Annotated in this window: 19 protein-coding genes and 1 riboswitch; of the genes, 7 read left to right on the top strand and 12 right to left on the bottom strand. The window is 70.5% G+C overall.

Going from position 1 to position 19,080, the window contains the following annotated elements:
- Positions 1–5: 5 nt before the first annotated feature.
- The 10 genes from OWM54_RS38475 to hisG all read right to left on the bottom strand — a co-directional run bounded on the left by OWM54_RS38475 (position 6) and on the right by hisG (position 8,185).
- Positions 6–560 (bottom strand): DofB protein, encoded by a 555-nt coding sequence (locus tag OWM54_RS38475; protein WP_223747628.1) that lies wholly within the window; start codon positions 558–560, stop codon positions 6–8.
- A gap of 171 nt (positions 561–731) precedes the next feature.
- Positions 732–1,358 (bottom strand): bifunctional phosphoribosyl-AMP cyclohydrolase/phosphoribosyl-ATP diphosphatase HisIE, encoded by a 627-nt coding sequence (gene hisIE, locus OWM54_RS38470; RefSeq protein ID WP_267700596.1) that lies wholly within the window; start codon positions 1,356–1,358, stop codon positions 732–734.
- On the bottom strand, positions 1,358–2,134 hold the full coding sequence (gene hisN, locus OWM54_RS38465; RefSeq protein WP_267700595.1) for a histidinol-phosphatase: 777 nt from the start codon (positions 2,132–2,134) through the stop codon (positions 1,358–1,360). The genes hisIE and hisN overlap by 1 nt, the downstream gene beginning before the upstream one ends.
- Positions 2,135–2,383: 249 nt before the next feature.
- Positions 2,384–3,148, bottom strand: coding sequence for an imidazole glycerol phosphate synthase subunit HisF (gene hisF / locus OWM54_RS38460; RefSeq protein WP_420715364.1), 765 nt, complete (start codon positions 3,146–3,148; stop codon positions 2,384–2,386).
- On the bottom strand, positions 3,145–3,681 hold the full coding sequence (locus OWM54_RS38455) for an imidazoleglycerol-phosphate dehydratase (RefSeq protein WP_141333024.1): 537 nt from the start codon (positions 3,679–3,681) through the stop codon (positions 3,145–3,147). Before OWM54_RS38455 ends, hisF begins: the two co-directional genes overlap by 4 nt.
- Positions 3,678–4,394, bottom strand: coding sequence for a HisA/HisF-related TIM barrel protein (locus OWM54_RS38450; RefSeq protein WP_223747624.1), 717 nt, complete (start codon positions 4,392–4,394; stop codon positions 3,678–3,680). The genes OWM54_RS38455 and OWM54_RS38450 overlap by 4 nt, the downstream gene beginning before the upstream one ends.
- Positions 4,391–4,984 (bottom strand): imidazole glycerol phosphate synthase subunit HisH, encoded by a 594-nt coding sequence (gene hisH / locus OWM54_RS38445; RefSeq protein WP_267700594.1) that lies wholly within the window; start codon positions 4,982–4,984, stop codon positions 4,391–4,393. The genes OWM54_RS38450 and hisH overlap by 4 nt, the downstream gene beginning before the upstream one ends.
- On the bottom strand, positions 4,981–6,021 hold the full coding sequence (locus OWM54_RS38440; RefSeq protein ID WP_267700593.1) for a pyridoxal phosphate-dependent aminotransferase: 1,041 nt from the start codon (positions 6,019–6,021) through the stop codon (positions 4,981–4,983). The genes hisH and OWM54_RS38440 overlap by 4 nt, the downstream gene beginning before the upstream one ends.
- The gene (gene hisD, locus OWM54_RS38435) at positions 6,018–7,325 is read right to left on the bottom strand and encodes a histidinol dehydrogenase (RefSeq protein WP_370640346.1); all 1,308 of its coding nucleotides are present in this window, start codon (positions 7,323–7,325) and stop codon (positions 6,018–6,020) included. The genes OWM54_RS38440 and hisD overlap by 4 nt, the downstream gene beginning before the upstream one ends.
- The gene (gene hisG, locus OWM54_RS38430; protein ID WP_141332745.1) at positions 7,325–8,185 is read right to left on the bottom strand and encodes an ATP phosphoribosyltransferase; all 861 of its coding nucleotides are present in this window, start codon (positions 8,183–8,185) and stop codon (positions 7,325–7,327) included. The genes hisD and hisG overlap by 1 nt, the downstream gene beginning before the upstream one ends.
- 301 nt (positions 8,186–8,486) lie before the next feature.
- Here hisG and thiO point away from each other — a divergent pair, with 301 nt between their 5' ends.
- The 3 genes from thiO (at position 8,487) to moaA (ending at position 12,090) form a co-directional block, all read left to right on the top strand.
- Positions 8,487–9,605 carry a glycine oxidase ThiO gene (thiO, locus tag OWM54_RS38425; protein WP_267700592.1) on the top strand — a complete coding sequence of 373 codons (1,119 nt, stop codon included), beginning with the start codon at positions 8,487–8,489 and terminating at the stop codon, positions 9,603–9,605.
- Between the two features lie 168 nt (positions 9,606–9,773).
- Positions 9,774–11,015 (top strand): HD-GYP domain-containing protein, encoded by a 1,242-nt coding sequence (locus OWM54_RS38420; protein ID WP_267700591.1) that lies wholly within the window; start codon positions 9,774–9,776, stop codon positions 11,013–11,015.
- A gap of 67 nt (positions 11,016–11,082) precedes the next feature.
- Positions 11,083–12,090, top strand: a complete 1,008-nt coding sequence (gene moaA / locus OWM54_RS38415; protein WP_267701206.1) for a GTP 3',8-cyclase MoaA — start codon at positions 11,083–11,085, stop codon at positions 12,088–12,090.
- A gap of 96 nt (positions 12,091–12,186) precedes the next feature.
- Here moaA and OWM54_RS38410 read toward each other — a convergent pair whose 3' ends face one another.
- Entirely contained in the window at positions 12,187–12,576 is a 390-nt protein-coding gene (locus OWM54_RS38410) for a DUF4870 domain-containing protein (RefSeq protein WP_223747619.1), read from the bottom strand.
- A 139-nt stretch (positions 12,577–12,715) separates the two neighbouring features.
- On the bottom strand, positions 12,716–14,590 hold the full coding sequence (gene thiC, locus OWM54_RS38405) for a phosphomethylpyrimidine synthase ThiC (RefSeq protein ID WP_267700590.1): 1,875 nt from the start codon (positions 14,588–14,590) through the stop codon (positions 12,716–12,718).
- Between the two features lie 47 nt (positions 14,591–14,637).
- A riboswitch (TPP riboswitch) is annotated at positions 14,638–14,748 on the bottom strand.
- A gap of 222 nt (positions 14,749–14,970) precedes the next feature.
- Between thiC and OWM54_RS38400 the strand changes: the two genes are divergently transcribed.
- The 4 genes from OWM54_RS38400 to OWM54_RS38385 all read left to right on the top strand — a co-directional run bounded on the left by OWM54_RS38400 (position 14,971) and on the right by OWM54_RS38385 (position 19,019).
- Positions 14,971–15,402 carry a CBS domain-containing protein gene (locus OWM54_RS38400; protein WP_074954787.1) on the top strand — a complete coding sequence of 144 codons (432 nt, stop codon included), beginning with the start codon at positions 14,971–14,973 and terminating at the stop codon, positions 15,400–15,402.
- A 149-nt stretch (positions 15,403–15,551) separates the two neighbouring features.
- Complete coding sequence (locus OWM54_RS38395) at positions 15,552–16,958, top strand: SLC13 family permease (RefSeq protein WP_267700589.1); 1,407 nt, start codon at positions 15,552–15,554, stop codon at positions 16,956–16,958.
- A 119-nt stretch (positions 16,959–17,077) separates the two neighbouring features.
- On the top strand, positions 17,078–17,578 hold the full coding sequence (locus tag OWM54_RS38390) for an OsmC family protein (RefSeq protein ID WP_223747616.1): 501 nt from the start codon (positions 17,078–17,080) through the stop codon (positions 17,576–17,578).
- A 16-nt stretch (positions 17,579–17,594) separates the two neighbouring features.
- Positions 17,595–19,019 carry a sigma-54-dependent transcriptional regulator gene (locus OWM54_RS38385; protein ID WP_267700588.1) on the top strand — a complete coding sequence of 475 codons (1,425 nt, stop codon included), beginning with the start codon at positions 17,595–17,597 and terminating at the stop codon, positions 19,017–19,019.
- Positions 19,020–19,080 lie beyond the last annotated feature (61 nt).

The raw sequence follows: 19,080 nt of genomic DNA, 5'->3' as shown, positions 1-19,080 counted from the left end.
CGGCCTCAGGCGACGAGGCCGCGCTCCTTGGCGAGCTGGAAGATGGGCGCCGCGTCCTTCTTCAGGACGGTGCTCACGTCCTTGACGATGGACTCGCCCGACTTCGCCACCGACAGGAAGTTGTCGAAGGTGCGGGTGAGGATGAGCACGCCGGAGATGATGACGCGCTGGAGGTTGTGCTGCAGGTCCGTGCCCTCGTAGATGAGCCACGCCTGCTCGACACACTTCTTGCGAGCGTCCACCAGGAAGTTGTTGAGGATGGTGCGCTCGTTCGCGTCGGGCACCTTGGACTTCGGGCTCACGGAGCCGATGTAGATGAGGCGCGTGTTGAGGCTCGTCGCCGCCTCTTCCATCTGAGCCAGGATCGCCGCGACGTCCTCCTTGGTCGGAGGATTCTGCCAGCGGGAGAAGATGACTCGGTCGATGAGCTCTGCCTTGTACGTGGTGGGGCCGTTCACGATGCCTCCGGTGAGGCGGACGGTTTCGATGCCACGAAGCGCCCGGCCGGCGTTCTCCACTGCGCCGCGCGTCTGGATGTGTAGCAGGAACACTCCTTTCATTGAAGAGAGTCACTGCTGGGGGCGCGCACCTCTTCGTCGCAGTGCGACTGTGAGGATGCAGCCGTGACGGACAAATCCCGCTGGGTCGACGCTGACACGTCCGGAATTCGGGGGCTGATACGTGGAATGTCCGGACAGCCCCGCGTGGATTTCACGTGAAGTGTGACGGCCTCATCTCGTGTCGTTTGAGACCTGGGGTGCCGCGCGACGAGCGAGCACGGCCTTCACATCCTCGAGCGAGAGCCCCAGGGGCTTGATGGCGACGAGCAGGTGGTAGAGCAGGTCGGCGGCCTCCTCCACGGCGCGGCTCGCGTCCGCGTCCGCGCAGGCGGTGACCAGCTCCGCGGCTTCTTCTCCCAGCTTCTTGAGTCGCAGGTTCCTGTCGCCGAGCAGGCGTCGCGTGTAGCCGGGCTTCTCGTCTCGCGCCGGGGCGTGTGAAGCGCGCTCGGTGAGCGTGGCGTCGAGCGCGGCGAGCGCATCCCAGCGACCGGCGCCGAAGCAGGTCTCCTCGCCGGTGTGACAGGCGGGGCCGGCCTTGTGGACGCGAGCGAGCACCGCGTCCCTGTCGCAGTCCGCGGACAGCGAGACGACGCGTTGGGTGTTCCCGCTGGTGGCGCCCTTGTGCCAGAGGCCTCGCGAGCGGGAGCGGTAGTGCATCTCGCCGGTGGCGAGCGTGCGCTCCAGGGCCTCGCGGTCCGCGTGCGCGACCATCAGCACGTCGCCCGTGGCCGCGTCCTGGGTCACCACCGTGACGAGCCCGTTGCCCTTGGTGAAGTCGAGTGTGTCCAGGTCCAGCATCAGGGGGTCCTCGTCGCGCCCAGGCGCTCGCGTGAGAGTCGGGCCAGCGCCGCGTTGGTGGCGATGCCGTTGCCGCCGAAGGCGGTGCGCTTGCCGGTCCAGTCGGTGAAGACGCCGCCGGCTTCCTCGATGATGGGCTGGAGCGCGGCCGCGTCCCAGGGCGAGAGCAGCTCGTCCACCATCACCTCCGCGCGCCCCGTGGCGACGAGCAGGTAGCCGTAACAGTCACCCCAGGTGCGCGACACGGCGGCGTCCCGCGTGAAGCGGCGCCAGGCCTCGCCTCGTTCGGGGAACTGGGAGAAGCGCTCGTCGGTGGAGAGGACCACCGCGCGGGCGAGGTCGGATTGCTCGGAGACGCGGGCGCGCTGGCCGTTCCAGAAGCAACCTTCGCCAGGAGCGGCGACGAGCAGCTCGCCCACCGCGGGGAAGTACGCGGCCCCCACGAGGATGCGCTCACCTTCCGCCAGTGCGACGAGCGTGCCCCACAGCGGCACTCCGCGGATGAAGGTCTTGGTGCCGTCGATGGGGTCGAGGATCCAGCGACGCTTCGCGCCGGGGCGTGTCTCACCGAACTCCTCGCCGAGGATGCCGTCCTCGGGGAAGCGCCTCTCGAGCCACTCGCGTGCCGTCTGCTCCGCGGTGCGGTCCGCCACGGTGACGGGTGTGCCGTCGCTCTTGGTGTCCACCGCGATGCCTCCTCGGAAGAATTTGAGCGCGACGTCACCCGCCGAGCGCGCGACCTCCGCCGCCGCCTGCATCAGTCCCTGGGTCGTCATCTCATGCTCCTGTTTCCCACCGTGTTCGTCCGAAGCGACCGGAGGGGCTTGAGCGAAGCACCGCCGCCGGCAGGCACCCCTCGGGGCGCGGGCTCGCGCGTCGCACCGTGAAGAGTCCGAGTCATTTCGTGCCCCCGTGCTCCGCGGCGCTCGCGCGGCGCGACCGGGTGATGATGTTCCTCGATGCGGGCTCGATGTCGCGAAGACATCGCGCCTCGGACACGCGCATCGCGCAGCGAAAGGTCCGGGTCATGGCGTGCTCCGAATCGGCAGGCCGCTCGAACGCAGGAGCGACTTGATGGCGCCCACCGTCGTGAGCCCATCGTGGAGGATGCCCGCCACCAGCGCCGCGTCCGCGCCACCTCGCGTGAGCCCATCCCTCACGTGCTCCGCGCTGCCCGCGCCACCCGAGGCGATGACGGGCACGGCGACCGCGTCCACCACCCTCCGGGTCAGCTCCAGGTCGTAGCCCGAACGCGCGCCGTCCTGGTCGATGCTCGTGAGCAGCACCTCCCCTGCCCCACGCGCCACGCACACCTGGGCCCAGGTCACCGCGTCCAGCTCGGTCGGCCTTCGCCCTCCATGCGTGTAGACGCGGTAGCGCTCCCCCTCCTTGCGAGCATCGATGCTCGCCACCACGCACTGGGCTCCGAAGCGCTCGGCGCACTCGGTGAGCAGCTCGGGCCGAGCCACCGCCGCCGAGTTGATGCTCACCTTGTCCGCCCCCGCGCGCAGCGCCCGGCCCACGTCCTCCACCGTGCGCACACCGCCGCCCACCGTCAGCGGAATGAACAGCTGCTCCGCCGTGCGCCGCACCAAATCCCAGAGCGTCTCGCGCTCCTCTTCGCTCGCGGAGATGTCGAGGAACGTCACCTCGTCCGCGCCCTCCTGCTCGTAGCGCAGCGCCAGCTCCACCGGGTCTCCGACGTCGCGAAGCCCCTCGAAGCGGACCCCCTTCACCACCCTGCCGCCCTTCACGTCCAGGCAGACGATGAGTCGTCGCGTGAGCATCACGTCACCTCCAGGGCCACGGAGCCCTTCATGCTGAACACCGTGCCGCCATCCACCATCGCGTCCCGCAACGCGAGCCCCAGCGCCTTGAACGCGGCCTCCGTCACGTGGTGACGGTCCTTCCCACGCAGCACCCGCAGGTGCAGCGTCACCTTCGCGTGCTCACAGAACGAGCGCATCCAGTGCTCGTACAGCCGGTTCTTCAGCGGGCCCTCGTAGAAGAAGCGTCCCCCGGCATCCAGGCACGCCTGCACCAGCGCGTCGTCCATGGGAATGGTCCGCTCCGCGAAGCGCGCCGCCGTCGCGGGAATCACCCGCTGCACCGCCGTCCCCAACGTGATCGCCACGTCCTCCATCAGGTGGTGCTTGAGGTCACCCCGCGCATGCAGCTTCAAGTCGAGCCCCGCGTAGCGCCCGAAGGTGGAGAGCATGTGGTCGAAGAACACGAGCCCCGTGTCCACCTGCGTCGCCCCGCGACCGAGCGACACCTCCACGCGCACCTGCGTCTCCTTCGTCTCCCGAGTGACCAGGGTCATTCCGCGAACTCCCGCGCGACTTCACGCGCATCCAGTCGTCCCGTGTACAGCGCCATGCCGATGACCGCTCCGTACGCCCCCGCCGAGGCCAGCGCCCGCAGGTCGTCCATCGTCGTCACGCCCCCCGACGCGTAGAGCCGGTGACGACTGCGCGCCACCACCTCGCGCATCAGGGACAGGTCCACGCCCTCCAGCTGTCCTTCCTTGTGCACCGCCGTCACCAACAGCCCACCGAGCGCCAAGGGCTCCAGCACCGCGAGGACCTGGTCCAGCGTCCTGCCACTCCCCGCCGTCCAACCTCGCGTCACCACCTCCCGCCCGCGCACGTCCGCCGCCACGACCACGCGCCCCGGAAAGCGCTCCGTCACCTCCGCCAGCCACCCCGCGTCCTCGATGGCCCTCGTGCCCACCACCACCCCCGAGGCACCTCCCTCCAGCAGCGCCGTCACCCGCGCGGTGTCCCGGACACCCCCGCCCACCGTGAAGGCGAGCCCCGGCTCGTGCGACGTGAGTCGCGTCACCACCCGAGCGTTGGAGCCACGCCCCAGCGCCGCGTCCAGGTCGACGACGTGAAAGGAACGGAAGCCGAAGCCACGCCAGTGCCGAAGCGCGTCGAGCGGGTCATCCACTCGCACCCGCTCCGCGTCATACGAGCCTCCGACGAGCTGCACACAGGCCCCCTCGCGCAGGTCGATGGCTGGGATGGCCCTCATGAGCGCACCTCACGGAGGAACGCCCGCACGAAGGCCACACCCGAGGCCGACGACTTCTCCGGGTGGAACTGCACACCCACCACCTTCCCTCGGCGCACCGCCGCGGGAAAGCGGTCCTCCTCGTGCGTCGTCCACGCGGTGACGAGCGACGGGTCCGCCACCCGGCACACGTAGCTGTGCGCGTAGTACACGGTGTCCAGCTTCGCTCCGGACAACGTGCTGTCCTCGTCCACCTGGTTCCAGCCGATATGCGGCACCCGCCGGGCCGCCAGTCGCTGCACGTGGCCCGCGAAGTAGCCCAGCCCCTTCCCCGCCCCCTCGTCGCTCGAGTCGAACAGCAGCTGCATCCCCAGGCAGATGCCCAGGCACGGCAGCCCTCGCTCCAGCGCCAGACGCATCGTGTCCCGCCCCTGCGCCAGCCTCGCCGACGCGAGACCGAACGCCCCCACACCGGGCAACACGAGCACATCCGTGTCCACTGCCCGGCGCGGATCCACCTCGACGTGAACCTCCACGCCTGGCTCCGTGGCCAGGGCCTTCGAGAGCGAGTGCAGGTTTCCAGCGCCGTAATCGAACAGGGTGACTCTCATCGCAAGGACTCCCGCAGCGCCACGAGCGCCGCCTCGAGCATGGGCCACGGTCCACTGCCGATCCGGAGCGCATCCCCCACGCCGGTCAGCCCCTGGAAGGCCCTCACGTTCACATCCCGCTCACGCATCCGCTGGGCCACTCCCAGCGCGTCCGGCATCGGCACCATCAGGAAGTTGCCCTCCGAGGGCAGCGGCGACAGCCCCATCGACATCAATTCCGCGCGGAGATGTTCACGATTCTTCCGTGCCTCGACCACCTGGGCCTCGACCCACATCCGGTCCTCGCGCAGGACGGCGACGGCCATCGACTCCGCCAATGTCGTGAGCTTGTACGGTCCGCGCGCCTTCTCCACCTCCGCGATGAGCGCCGGGCTGCCCACGCCCCATCCCACCCGCATGCCCGCGAGCCCATAGGCCTTGGAGAACGTCCGCGTCACCAGCACGTTCTGCCGCGTGCGCGCCAGGCCCAGGAAGTCCGGCGCCGAGGAGAACTCCACGTAGGCCTCGTCGATGATGACGATGCCCGGCGCCTTCTCCACCACGTGCTCCACCGCCGCGCGGGACAGCGACGTGCCCGTGGGGTTGTTCGGCGAGCACAGGTAGATGACCTTCGCCCCCGTGGCCAGCAGCGCCTCCGGGTCCACGTCGAAGTCCGCGCGCAGGGGCACCGGCGCCGCCTTCAAGCCGTTCACCTTCGCGAACAGCGGCATCATCACGAACGTCGGGTCCTGGAACGCGAGCACCTCACCCGGCTCCAGGAACGCGCGCAGCGCGCTGTCCAACACGTCGTCCGAGCCACAGCCCGTCGTCACGCACCCGACACCGACACCGAGCCGAGAAGCGAGGACGTTGCGCAGGTCGGGCGCGTAGCCTCGCGGGTAACGGGACAGTGACTCCGGACGGGACTCGCGCAGCACCCGCTCCGCCGCGGGAGGCACGCCGAAGAGGTTCGTGTTGTCGCTCAGGTCCACGCGACACGGCCGCTTCGGCGGTGAATACAGGGGGATGTCCCGGAAGGACTCGCGCAGGGGAATCATGCGCCCCTCCAGGCACGCGCGGCGTCGGCGTGCGCGAACAGCCCCTCGCTGTCGGCGAGCAGTCCCACGTCCTCCGCCAGCGCCTCGGAGGCCGCGCGCTCCACGCGCTGGTAGGTGGTCCACCGGTAGAAGTCGAGCAGGTTCAGGCCCGAGTACGCCCGCGCCAGCCCCGCCGTGGGCAGCACGTGGTTGGAGCCCGTCATGTAGTCGCCGTACGCCACCGACGAGCGCTCACCGAGGAAGACGGTGCCCGCGTTGCGCACCCTCGCCAGGTCCGCGGAGGGCGCGGCCGTGGCGAGCAACAGGTGCTCCGGCGCGAAGTCCGCCACGAACGGCCACGCCTCCTCCAGCGAGGCGACGCTCAGCACCGCGCCCCGGGAGCGCAGCGCCGCCGCGACGATCTCCTGCCGCTTCGCGTCCTCCGCCAGCCGACGCACCTGCTCCGCGACGGCCTCCGCCACCCCCTCACCGCGCGCCACCGTCACGCACGCGGCATCCGGGTCGTGCTCGGCCTGCGCCAACATCTCCCGCGCCACCGCCTCGGGGCTCGCCGTCTCGTCGGCGACGACGAGGATTTCACTCGGTCCCGCCGGCGCCTCGATGGCCACCGCGCCCACCACCTGGAGCTTGGCCTCCGCCACGTACGCGTTGCCCGGCCCGACGATGCGGTCCACCCGGGGCACGCTCTCCGTGCCGTACGCCATGGCCGCCACCGCGCCCGCGCCCCCCAACGCGAAGACCCGGTCCGCCCCCGCGAGCACCGCCGCCGCCAGCACGCTCGGGTGCGGCAGGCCATCCGGCCCCGGCGGCGAGCAGACGATGACCTCCCCCACGCCCGCCACCTTCGCGGGCACCACGCCCATCAACACGCTGCTCGGGTACACCGCTCGCCCGCCGGGCGCATACACCCCCACGCGGCCCAGCGGGTCGGGCCTGCGTCCCACCAACACCCCCGGCTCCGTCTCCACCTCCACCGCGCGCGGCTTCTGCGCCTCGTGGGCCCGCGCGATGTTGCGCGCCGCGCGCCCCAACGCCCGCGCCACCGAGGGCTCCAGCGACGCGAGCGCCTGCTCACAGCGCGCCCGGGGCACCTCCAGCGAGGACAGCTCCGCCCGGTCGAACTGCCGCGCCATCTCGAACAGCGCCCAGTCCCCGTCCAGGCGGACCTTCGCGATGAGCTCCCGCACCCGCGCGGCGATGCGCGTGTCCACGTCCCCACCGCGCTCCAACAACCGCTGACGGTCCTGACGCGAGAGGCTGGCCAGCGGCCCCCGGTACCGCAGGAACGAAGGAAGCGACATCATCACGCCACCAGCCTTTCGATGCGCGTGACCAGGATGCCCTCGCACCCCAGCGTCTTCAGCGCGTTGACGGTGCGGTAGATGGTCTTCGCCGGCACCACCGCGTGCACCGCCACGAACCGGCCTCCGTCCAGCACGTCCACCACCGTGGGACCGTTGAGTCCCGGCAACACCTCACGCACCCGGGGCAGCTCGTCCTTCGGCACGTTCGCCATCAGGTAGCGCTTGCCCCGCGCCGCGAGCACCGAGCCGAGCGCGAGCTTCAGCTCCTCCAGCTTCCTCCGCGCCTCCGGCACGTTCGCCTGGCACGCCACCAGCCGCGCGCTGGACTCCAGCACGGTGGCCACCTCGCGCAGGCCGTTCATCTTCAACGTGGACCCGGTGGACGTCAGGTCCACGACGATGTCCGCGATGCCCAGGTGCGGCGCGATCTCCGCCGCGCCCGACACGGGCACCACCGTGACGCTCTGCCCCCGGCGCGCGAAGTAGTCCTGCGTCAGACGCGGAAAGCATGACGCGACGCGCATGCCGTCACGCACGTCGTTGGCGTGGCTGATTCCACTCTCCTCTCGCGCGGCCACCACCAGGCGGCAGCGTCCGAACTCCAGGTCCATCAGGTGCTCGAGCTCACGGCCCGCCTCGTTCACCAAATCCCAGCCGGTGACGCCCGCGTGCGCCGCGCCGTCCGCGACGAACTCCGGGATGTCCTGCGCGCGGACGAAGATGGCCTCGAACTCGCCGCCGAGCGACGCGGTGAGCGCGCGCTCGCCTCGGGCGCGGACCTCCAGGCCCGCATCGTTGAAAAGCTCACGGACCTCTTCGGAGAGGCGGCCTTTGTTGGGAAGAGCGATCTTCAGCAACATGGGTGGACCTGCGGGGGACTGCGGGGGAACGGTGGCCGCGCGGAAACGAAAAAAGGCCCGTCCAGGGGGGACGGGCCTTCGGTCGCTGCGGCAGGTGCCGGGAGGGTGGTGCGTCTAGTGGCTCACCCAGGCATGCGCATGGCGAACGGTCCCGTCGGGGCCGAGCCGATGATGCGCATGATGGGGATGCACGGAAGAGAGACGCACGGCTCCATCAGTAATGGCAAAGGTGCCCCGCCGTCAACTCGACCTGCGTCATGCCGCTTGCAAACCCTCGACGGGGCGAGCAGGAAGCAAGGCCATGCGAGTCTCGGACGTCATCATCGTGGGCGGGGGCATCATGGGCTGCGGCATCGCGCTGCGGCTGCGGCAGGCGGGCGCGCGCGTCACCGTCCTGGAGCGCTCCATCCCCGGCGCGGAGGCCAGCAGCGCCGCCGCGGGCATGCTCGCCCCCCAGATGGAGTCGGACGGTCCGGGCCCCTTCCTCGACCTGTGCCTGCGCAGCCGCGGCCTCTACCCCGCCTTCGCCGAGGAGCTGCGCGAGCTGTCCGGCGTGGACATCGCCTACCGGCCCTGCGGCATCCTCAAGGTCGCCTTCGCCGACACCGCCGTGCATCACCTGGAGGCCACCGTCCTGTGGCAGCGCGGCATGGGCCTGCGCGCGGAGCTGCTCGACGGAGAGCAGGCCCGGGCGCTCGAGCCGAAGCTGTCCGCCAGGGCCGTGGCCGCCGCGCACTTCCCGGATGACCACCAGGTGGACAACCGGCTGCTGGTGCGCGCGCTGACGATGGCCGCCGCGCGCGTGGGCGCCGAGTTCCGCAGCGGCTACGTGCGCGGCATCGTCCACGAGGACGGCCGCGCGGTGGGCGTGGACCTGGATGGCGAGGTGCTGCGCGCGGACGCCATCGTCCTCGCCGCGGGCTCCTGGTCCTCCCTGGTCCAGGGCGCGGGCGTGGAGGCGAAGTCGGTGCGGCCCGCGCGCGGGCAGATGATCCAGCTCCAGACGCGCCTGCCGTTGCTGCAGCGCGTCCTCACCTCGGAGAAGGGCTACGTCGTGCCGCGCGCGGACGGCCGCGTCATCGCCGGCAGCACCATGGAGCTGGTGGGCTTCGACAAGCAGGTGACCGCGGCGGGACTGGCGCGCATCCTCGACATGGCCCTGGAGCTGTGCCCGGAGCTGGGCTCGGCGCCCATCACGGAGACGTGGGCCGGCTTCCGTCCCTGGACGGAGGACAAGCGGCCCTACCTGGGCGAGGGGCCCACGCCCGGCCTCTTCCTCGCCACCGGCCACTTCCGCAACGGCATCCTCCTGGCCCCCATCACCGCGAAGCTCGTGGCCCAGGCCGTCCTCGGGGAGCGCACCACCCTGGACCTCGCCCCCTTCCGCTATGACCGGGGAGGCACCCGGGCCCGCGCCTGAACACCTTGCATCCCACCTGCCCGATGGGCTCCGCCCGCCTGCCCGCTCTGCCTGCCAGGGTCGCCTTCTGGACCGCCGCACTGGACTGTCAACCTGCAAGTGGAGGAAGGTGGTAATTTCCCTGACTCATTCGCCATTGAAACCCGGAAACCTCTAGAATCTCCCGCCGTGGAAGCCATCCCCCCTGCACCACCCCGAATCCTCATCGTCGACGATGACGACTCCGTGCGAGACGTCATCTCGGTCCTCTTGCGTGAAGAGGGCTACAACTGCGTCGTCGCGAGCGGCGCCGAGATGGCGCTGGACGTGGCGGGCGAAGAGGACACCCCGCTCGTCATCAGCGACATGAAGATGCCGGGCAAGGACGGCCTCTGGCTCCTGGAGAACCTGCGGGAGCGACTGCCGGACACGTCCGTCATCATGCTCACCGGCTACGGGGACACGGAGTCCGCGGTGGACTGTCTGCGCCGTGGCGCGGTGGACTACCTGCTCAAGCCACCGAAGCTGACGGACCTCATCCGGGCCATCGAGCGGGCGCTCGCCAAGCGCCGCATCGAGATGGCGCGCAAGCGCTACCAGAAGAAGCTGGAGCGCAAGGTGAGAGATCGCACCGCGGAGCTGCGAAGCGCGCTGCACAACATCGCCAACACCTACCAGAACACGCTGCTGGCCCTGGTCGCCGCGCTGGACGCGCGCGAGCACGAGACGAGCGACCACTCGCAGCGCGTGGTCAGCTACACGTCCGCCATCGCCGGGCGAATGGGCATCCAAGGCAAGGAGCTGGAGGAGATCGGCCGCGGCGCGCTGCTGCACGACATCGGCAAGATTGGCGTGCCGGACGCGGTGCTGCTCAAGCCGGGCAAGCTGACGCCGGACGAGTGGCTGGAGATGCGCAAGCATCCGGAGATCGGCTTCCAGATGATCCAGGCCATCCCGTTCCTGTCCACGCCGTCCGCCATCGTGCTGTCGCACCAGGAGCGCTGGGATGGCGCGGGCTATCCGCGCAACCTGTCGCGGCAGGAGATCCACATCGGCGCGCGCATCTTCGCCGTGGCGGACACGCTGGACGCGATGACGAGCGACCGCCCGTACCGCAAGGGCACGACGTTCGGCAACGCCATCCAGGAGATCCGCCGCTGCGCGAACACTCAGTTCGATCCAGAGGTGGTGCGCGCGTTCCTCGACATCGGCGAGGAAGGGCTCATCCACATCAAGGAGGAGATGAAGAAGAAGAAGCTCCAGCTCCCCGTGGCCGAGCAGGAGGCGAACGAGGCCGAGGCGGAGCTCGCCCGCCTGACGGACCTGGACGACGAGCTGGAGACCGTCCCCGCCGCCCCGCGCTCGGGTCCGAGTGAGCCGACCGAGCCGAAGGTCACCGCCATCCGTTCGGCGACAGGCAGTGAAGGCTGAGCCCGTCGTCGGGGAATGAGATGAACAGCCGCCAGCCGGCTGTTAAGAGGTCAGGCCGCCCGTGACGATGCCCGCCCTCCAGACGGATCCACTCGCTGCGCCCCTGCTGGATGCGCAGGGGCGCCGCATGACGTACCTGCGGCTGAGCATCACGGACCGCTGCAACTTCCGCTGCACGTACTGCTCTCCCGCGTCGTGGGGCGGGAAGAAGGACCTGCTCGACGCGCAGGAGCTCGGGCGCATCGCCGCCCTCTTCGCGGCCCTGGGCATCCGTCGCGTGCGGCTCACCGGCGGCGAGCCGCTCATCCGCCCGGACATCCTGGAGGTCGCCCGGCGCATCTCCGGCATCCCGGGCATCCAGCACCTGGCCATCACCACCAACGCCAGCCATCTGGAGTCACTGGCCGCGCCGCTGCGCGAGGCGGGCGTGGACCAGCTCAACCTCAGCCTGGACACGCTGTCCGCGGAGACGTTCCGGCGCATCTCCAAGCAGGGCGACTTCGACGCGGTGCTGCGCGGCATCGACCGCGCGGCCCAGGTCGGCTACGGCTCGCTCAAGCTCAACGTCGTGGTGATGCGCGGGGTGAACGACGACGAGGCGCGCGCGCTGGTGGAGTACGCGCACGCGCGGGGAATCACGCCGCGCTTCATCGAGCTGATGCCCTTCGGGCAGGGCAAGCCCCTGCCCACCGCGGAGCTCATCGAGCGGCTGCGCGGCGAGGGGCTCGAGCTGTCACCGGAGCCCGAGGAGACGGGCGCGGCCGCGGACTCCATCACCTCCGGTCCCGCGCGGTACTGGCGCGCGCCGGGGGGCCGCGTGGGCTTCATCTCACCGCTCACGCAGAACTTCTGCGGCGGCTGCAACCGCGTGCGAGTGGCGTCCAATGGGGACTTGAGGAGCTGCCTGGGAGGACGCGCGCAGGCGCCGCTGCACCAGCTCATCCGCGGAGGCGCCACCGACGTGGAGCTGGCGCGCGCCATCCGCGCGGCGCTGGGCGACAAGCCGGAGGGCCACCGCTTCACCGAGCCCGGCAACGGCGCCACCCTGCTGTCGATGATGGGCATCGGCGGCTGAGGCCGCGCCCCCCAGGAACACGACGGGCGGGCCCGCGCGACTCGCGCATGACCCGCCCGGTGCAACCGGAGCTCCCATGGGGAGCCCCGCGCTGGACTACTTCACCAACCGGATGGCGAACGGGTACCTGTACAGCTGACCCTCGTTCGCCTTGAGGCCGGCGATGATGGAGAACACCAGCGCCACCACGCCGACGATGGGCAGCAGCACGAAGCCGATGCCCACGCACAGCGTGATCGAGGCCACCACCGCCGCGATGAAGATGGTGATCTGGAAGTTCAGCGACTCCACCGCGTGCTCGCGGATGAAGGACGACTCCTTGCCCTTCGTCAGCATCAGCACCAGCGGAACGGCGAAGCCCAGTCCCACGAAGTTGCCCAGGATGGTGCCCATATGGGCAATCAGCGCCATCGTCTTCTCGTCCTGGGTCGGCATCGGCGTGCCGGTGATGTACGAACCCACTTGTTCCCGCGGCGGAGTCTCCATGAAGTCTCCCCTCCCGATCATCGAGGGCGCGAACGCCGCGCCCATGCCCACCTACCATGGCATGCACACACTCTGATTGTCACGTCTCGGACAGGTGAGGCACAGCGTCGTTTGACGCCCTCGATTCCGGGTTTCTTGCTCAGCGATACAACTCGCTTCCCGCCTTCTTGAATTCCTCCCCCTTCGCCTCCATCCCCGCCCCCAGCGCCGCCTCCTCGGAGACTCCGGTCTTCGCGGCGTAGTCGCGAACGTCCTGGGTGATTTTCATGGAGCAGAACTGGGGTCCGCACATGGAGCAGAAGTGGGCGACCTTGGCGCCCTCCGCGGGCAGCGTCTCGTCGTGGAAGGCGCGGGCGCGCTCGGGGTCCAGCGCGAGGTTGAACTGGTCCTCCCAGCGGAACTCGAAGCGGGCCTTGGACATGGCGTTGTCGCGCGCCTGGGCGCCCGGGTGCCCCTTGGCCAGGTCGGCGGCGTGGGCGGCGATCTTGTACGTGATGACGCCCTCCTTCACGTCGTCACGGTCCGGCAGCCCCAGGTGCTCCTTGGGCGTCACGTAGCAGAGCATCGCGGTGCCGAACCAACCAATCATCGCCGCGCCGATGCCGCTGGTGAAGTGGTCGTACCCGGGCGCGATGTCCGTCGTCAGCGGCCCCAGCGTGTAGAACGGCGCCTCGCCGCACACGGCGAGCTGCTTCGTCATGTTCTCCTGGATGAGGTGCATGGGCACGTGGCCCGGGCCTTCGATCATCGTCTGCACGTCGTGCTTCCAGGCGATCTTCGTCAGCTCCCCCAGGGTCTCCAGCTCGCCGAACTGCGCCGCGTCGTTCGCGTCGGCGATGGAGCCCGGCCGCAGCCCGTCCCCCAGGCTGAAGCTGACGTCGTACGCCTTCATGATCTCGCAGATCTCCTCGAAGTGCGTGTAGAGGAAGTTCTCCTGGTGGTGCGCGAGGCACCACTTGGCGAGGATGGAGCCGCCTCGGCTGACGATGCCCGTGAGGCGCCTGGCGGTGAGGGGCACGTAGCGCAGCAGCACGCCGGCGTGGATGGTGAAGTAGTCCACGCCCTGCTCGGCCTGCTCGATGAGCGTGTCGCGGTAGATGTCCCAGGTGAGGTCCTCCGCCTTGCCGCCCACCTTCTCCAGCGCCTGGTAGATGGGCACCGTGCCGATGGGCACCGGCGCGTTGCGGAGGATCCACTCGCGCGTCTCGTGGATGTTGCGCCCGGTGGACAGGTCCATCACGGTGTCCGCGCCCCAGCGGATGGACCAGACCATCTTCTCCACCTCCTCCTCGATGGAGGAGGTGACGGCGGAGTTGCCGATGTTCGCGTTGATCTTCACCAGGAAGTTGCGGCCGATGATCATCGGCTCCAGCTCCGGGTGGTTGATGTTCGCGGGGATGATGGCGCGGCCCCGGGCCACCTCGTCGCGGACGAACTCCGGGGTGATGACGCGCGGGATGGCCGCGCCCCACGAGTGTCCGGGGTGCTGCGCGGCGAGCGACGCCTCCACGCGCAGGTTCTCCCGCAGCGCCACGTACTCCATCTCCGGGGTGATGACGCCGCGCCGGGCGTAGTGCAGCTGGGTGACGTTGCTGCCCGCTCGCGCCACGCGCGGCTTGCGGCGGTGGCCGAAGCGCAGCCCCGCGAGCCGAGGGTCCGCTTCGCGCTGGAGGCCGTATTGGGAGGTGATTCCCTCCAGCTCGCGCGTGTCGCCTCGCGCGTGGATCCACGCCTCGCGCGTCGCCGCCAGGCCCCGGCGCAGGTCGATGTCCGCCTCCGGGTCCGTGTACGGGCCGCTGGAGTCATAGACGTGCACCGCGGGGTTGGGCGTCTGCCGCGCGTCCGGCCCGTGGCCATGCCGCGTGGGGGTCTGCGAGATCTCGCGCAGGGGGACGCGCACGTCCGGGTGCAGCGCCCCGCTCACGTACACCTTGCGGGAGGCAGGGAGGGGGCCTCGACTGATGCCCTCCAACAGCTTCCCATCGACCTTCAGGCTCTTGGATGCTCCGCTCATCTCTCTCTCCTCGAGGACGGGCGGGAAGGCAGACGAAGCCTCCGGAAGGAAGCTTCGGGCCGCTTCCCTCCGCCGGTATGACCCGGTTCAGGTTCCAAGGGTTGGCCGCGCCGCGCGGCCGTCTCAGCCCCTTCCAAGGGGCACCCCTAGCGACTGGGTGAGCATCTAGCGCACATGGGGACGGGGTTCAACCCAGCCTGGGGGCGGAGCCAGGCGCCGACCGGCGAACAGTCAGGCGCAAGGAATGCGGGACGACCCCTCGACGCGCAAACCTTGCGCGCGCCACAGGCCGCAATCACCGTTGCCCGAGGGAACCGGGGCTGGCCCCCGTCCTGCAATGCCTCCTGGAGGCATCCACACTCACCCGGAGAGCGCCACACATGCAGATCGTCGGAGAGCTGATGACACGCGAGGTGGTCACGCTCAAGGAAACACAGAACCTGGGCAAGGCGGAAGAGCTGCTGCGGCTGCACCGCATCCGGCATCTGCCCGTGGTGCGCCAGGGGAAGCTCGTGGGGCTCATCACCCACCGCGACCTGCTGCGGGCGGCGGCCACGAGCGCGAATGATCCGGCCGCGCAGCCGCTGTGGGCCGCGGACATCATGACGCGCGAGGTGACGACGGTCGCGCCCGAGGCCTCCCTGCGCGACGCGGTGGTGATGATGCTGCGCAACAAGTTCGGCTGCCTGCCGGTGGTGAGCAGCGACGGCACGCTGCTGGGCCTCATCACCGAGGCGGACCTGGTGCGCTACGCGCAACACCTCATCGAGGACAAGGACCGCCGCGAGCTGGCGCGCGAGTTCAACGCCTGAGTTCTTCGACGTGGGGCCGCGGTCCCACGTCGGCCGCTCCCTCGCGGGGCGCCTGCCGGGTCGGACGATGCTCCCTCGCGTCGATGGGCCTCGGCCACGAACGCGCCCCCGACGCGGGCCCTCGCTCCACCGCGCAACCGACTCCCACCATGAACGCTCCCCTCGCCTCGATACGTGAAGCCGAGGCCCTCACCTCCCCAGCGCCCGACGCGGCGCCCCCGCCCCCCGTGCGCCGCTGGGTGCGGCCCGCACTGGCGCTGGTGGGGCTGGCCGCGGTGGCGTGGCTGTCCGCGTTCGGGGTGCAGGGCGAGGTCGCGTCGCGCACGGTGCTGGTGGCCGGCGTCTGCCTCGTGCTGTGGCTCACCGAGCTGGTCCCGCCGTTCGTCCCCACCCTCCTGCTCCTCGGGGCGACGCCGGTGGTGCTCGGCCCGCTGGGGAAGGACTACGCGCTCTCGTCCGTGCTCACCTGGTGCGCGGACCCCGTGCTCATCCTCTTCCTGGGCGGCTTCACGCTCGAGGTCGCGGCGATGCGTCACGGCCTCGACTCCGCCGTGGCGGGCCACGTGGTGCGCCTGTCGCGCGGACGCCCCCGGCTACTCCTCCTGTTCGTCATGGGCGGCGTGGCCTTCCTCTCCATGTGGATGTCCAACGTCGCCGCGGCGGCGATGATGCTCGCCGCGCTCCGTCCCGTCCTCCACACCTCGCCTCCCGGCACGTCCCTGCGGCCCGCCCTGCTCGCGGGCGTGGCGCTGGGCGCGAACCTGGGCGGCATGGCCACGCCCGTGGGCAGCGGCCCCAACGCCCTCGCGGTGTCCGCCGCGAGCGCCTACGCGCACGTCACCTTCGCGGGCTGGATGGCGTTCGCCCTGCCCCTCACGGCGCTGATGCTCGTGCTGGGCTTCGGACTGGTGCTGCTGCGCTTCCGCCTGGGCGGCACCCTGTCCTTGCCCGCACAGGTGACACGTCCGCTGGATGGCCGAGGCCGGAAGGTCCTCTGGGTCAGCGCCGCGTGCGTGGTGGCCTGGCTGTCGGAGCCCGTGCACGGCGTGCCCGCTCCCGTGGTCGCCCTGGGAGCCACCGCGCTGCTCTTCGGCACGGGCCTGCTCGAACGCGAGGACCTCAAGAAGCTCGACTGGTCCACCCTCCTGCTCATCGCCGGAGGGCTGGGGCTGGGGAAGCTGCTGGAGCACTCGGGGCTGGTGGCCCATGCGCTCGACGGCGCGAGCCTTTCGACCTGGCCCCCGTCGGCCCGGCTCGGCGCGCTCGTCGTCGTCGCCGCGGCGCTGTCCGCGCTCATGAGCAACACCGGCACCGCCGCGCTCCTCATGCCGCTGGCGCTCAGCGTGGAGCCCTCCGCGTCCACGCCCATCCTCGTCGCCATGGGGTGCGCCTTCGGCATCCCCTTCGCCATCAGCACCCCTCCCAACGCCATGGCCGCGGGAGAAGGACTGGAGACCTCGGAGCTGTTGCGGTTGGGACTTCCCCTCATGGTGGCCGGCTGTCTGCTGGTCAGCGCGACAGGCCCCTGGGTCCTGCGAATCTTCGGGCTGCCATGAGCTACCCTCGCCCGCACCTCCAGGACTCCAGGACGAAGCCTGGGTCCACCATGAAGCACTGTCCCGGCACACGGGTTGAAGGGGCAATGCCGGCACAAGGCTCTGCGGGAGGAGCGCCCATGACGTCCGTTACCGTCACAGAGTACGAAACGCGTCTCTACTGGCAAGGCGACCACGGTGCCGTCCTGACGAGCGACCGTGCGCCCCCCGTTCCCATCGGCCTGCCCCTGGTGGAGCCAGGCGCGACGGAGGCCGGCCGCTGGGCCCCGGAGACGCTGCTGGTGGGCGCTGTCGAGGGCCGCACGCTGCTGGCCTTCCTGGAGCGCGCGCGCGAAGCGGAGGTGTCCATCCTCTTCTACCAGAGCTGCGCGGTGGCCCGGCTGGTGGCGAGCCCCGGCCAGGCGCCGCACCTCACCGACATCATCGTCCGCCCCCACGTGGCCGTGGCCACCGATGCGGAGGCGGAGGTGGTACGCCGCATCTTCGCGGAGCTGCCCGCGCACTGCTTCCCCAGCTCCGTCATCCAGATATCCCCGCGCATCGAGCCCGTGGTGGAGACGTGGCACGCCCGCGCCGCCCGCCCCGTCGTTCGCGAACCCACAAGTCTCGCACTCCCCTGACCCCGAGCCCCCGCCCATGTCCGCACAGCGCATCCTGGTCGTCGACGATGAGGACAACGCCCGCAAAGCCATCGCCACCATCCTGAACGAGGAGGGCTACGACGTGGCCGAGGCCGCCGACGGCGCCGAGGCGCTCGCGCGCGTGGCGGACTTCTCCCCCGCCGTGGTGCTCACCGACGTGCGCATGCCGAAGATGGACGGCCTGAGCCTGCTGCGCGCCGCGCGCGAGCAGGGCAGCGACGCCACGTTCGTCATGATGACGGCCTTCGCCAGCGTGGAGATGGCGGTGGAGGCGATGAAGTCCGGCGCCGACAACTTCCTGCTCAAGCCGCTGGACGCGGACCAGGTGCTCGTCACCCTGTCCAAGGCCCTGGAGAAGCGCAGCCTGCGCCAGGAGGCGGAGGCGCTCAGGGACCAGGTCCGCACCCGCGTGCGGCGCTTCCACGACATCATCGGCGAGTCGCCGCAGTTGCAGGGCATCTACGACGTCATCCGCCGCGCGGCCAGCACGCGCGCCACGGTGCTCATCCTGGGCGAGTCCGGCACGGGCAAGGAGCTCATCGCCCAGGCGCTGCACCAGGAGTCGCCCCGCCGCGACAAGCCCTTCATCCGCGTGCACTGCGCCGCGCTGTCCGAGAACCTGCTGGAGAGCGAGCTGTTCGGCCACGAGAAGGGCGCCTTCACCGGCGCCATCGCGCGCAAGGAGGGCCGCTTCGAGCTGGCCGACGGCGGCACGCTGTTCCTGGATGAAATCGGGGAGATCTCCCCCACCGTGCAGGTGAAGCTGCTGCGCGTGCTCCAGCAGCGCGAGCTGGAGCGCGTGGGCGGCACCCAGACGCTCAAGGTGGACGTGCGAATCGTGGCCGCCACGCACCGCGACCTGGCCGCGGAGGTGAAGGCGGGCCGCTTCCGCGAGGACCTCTACTACCGGCTCAATGTCGTCAGCGTGACGCTCCCGGCCCTGCGCGAGCGCAAGAGCGACATCCCCGCCCTGGTGAACCACTTCCTGGAGAAGTACGGCGACTCCTACGGCAAGCAGGTCCGGGGGCTGGCCCCGGGCACGCTCCAGGCCCTGCTCGCGCACGACTGGCCGGGCAACATCCGCGAGCTGGAGAACGCCATCGAGCGCGCGGTGGTGCTCACCCAGGGCCAGGAGCTGACCACCGACGACCTGCCCCCGGTCCTGCGCGGCCCCCGGCCCTCGGGCACCAGCCAGGGCTCGCTCATCCCCGGCGCCACGCTGGCCGCCATCGAGCGGGAGGCCATCCTGCGCACGCTGGAGATGGTGCAGGGCTCCACCTCGCGCGCGGCGGAGGTGCTGGGCATCAGCGTGCGCAAGATCCAGTACCGCCTCAAGGAGTACGGCGCCCAGTCGGACGGCGCCCACGCCCGGCTCGACGGCGACGAGCCCAACGGCCCGGACCTGGCCGCGGAGTCCTGAGCCGCGCCCCGGGACACCCGTCCTCCCGCGCTGACGCGGTGTCCCGTCCCTGGGCATCTAC

It is taken from the genome of Myxococcus sp. MISCRS1, from assembly GCF_026626605.1.
Classification (GTDB): domain Bacteria; phylum Myxococcota; class Myxococcia; order Myxococcales; family Myxococcaceae; genus Myxococcus; species Myxococcus fulvus.
This window is presented reverse-complemented; position numbering and strand designations above follow the sequence as displayed.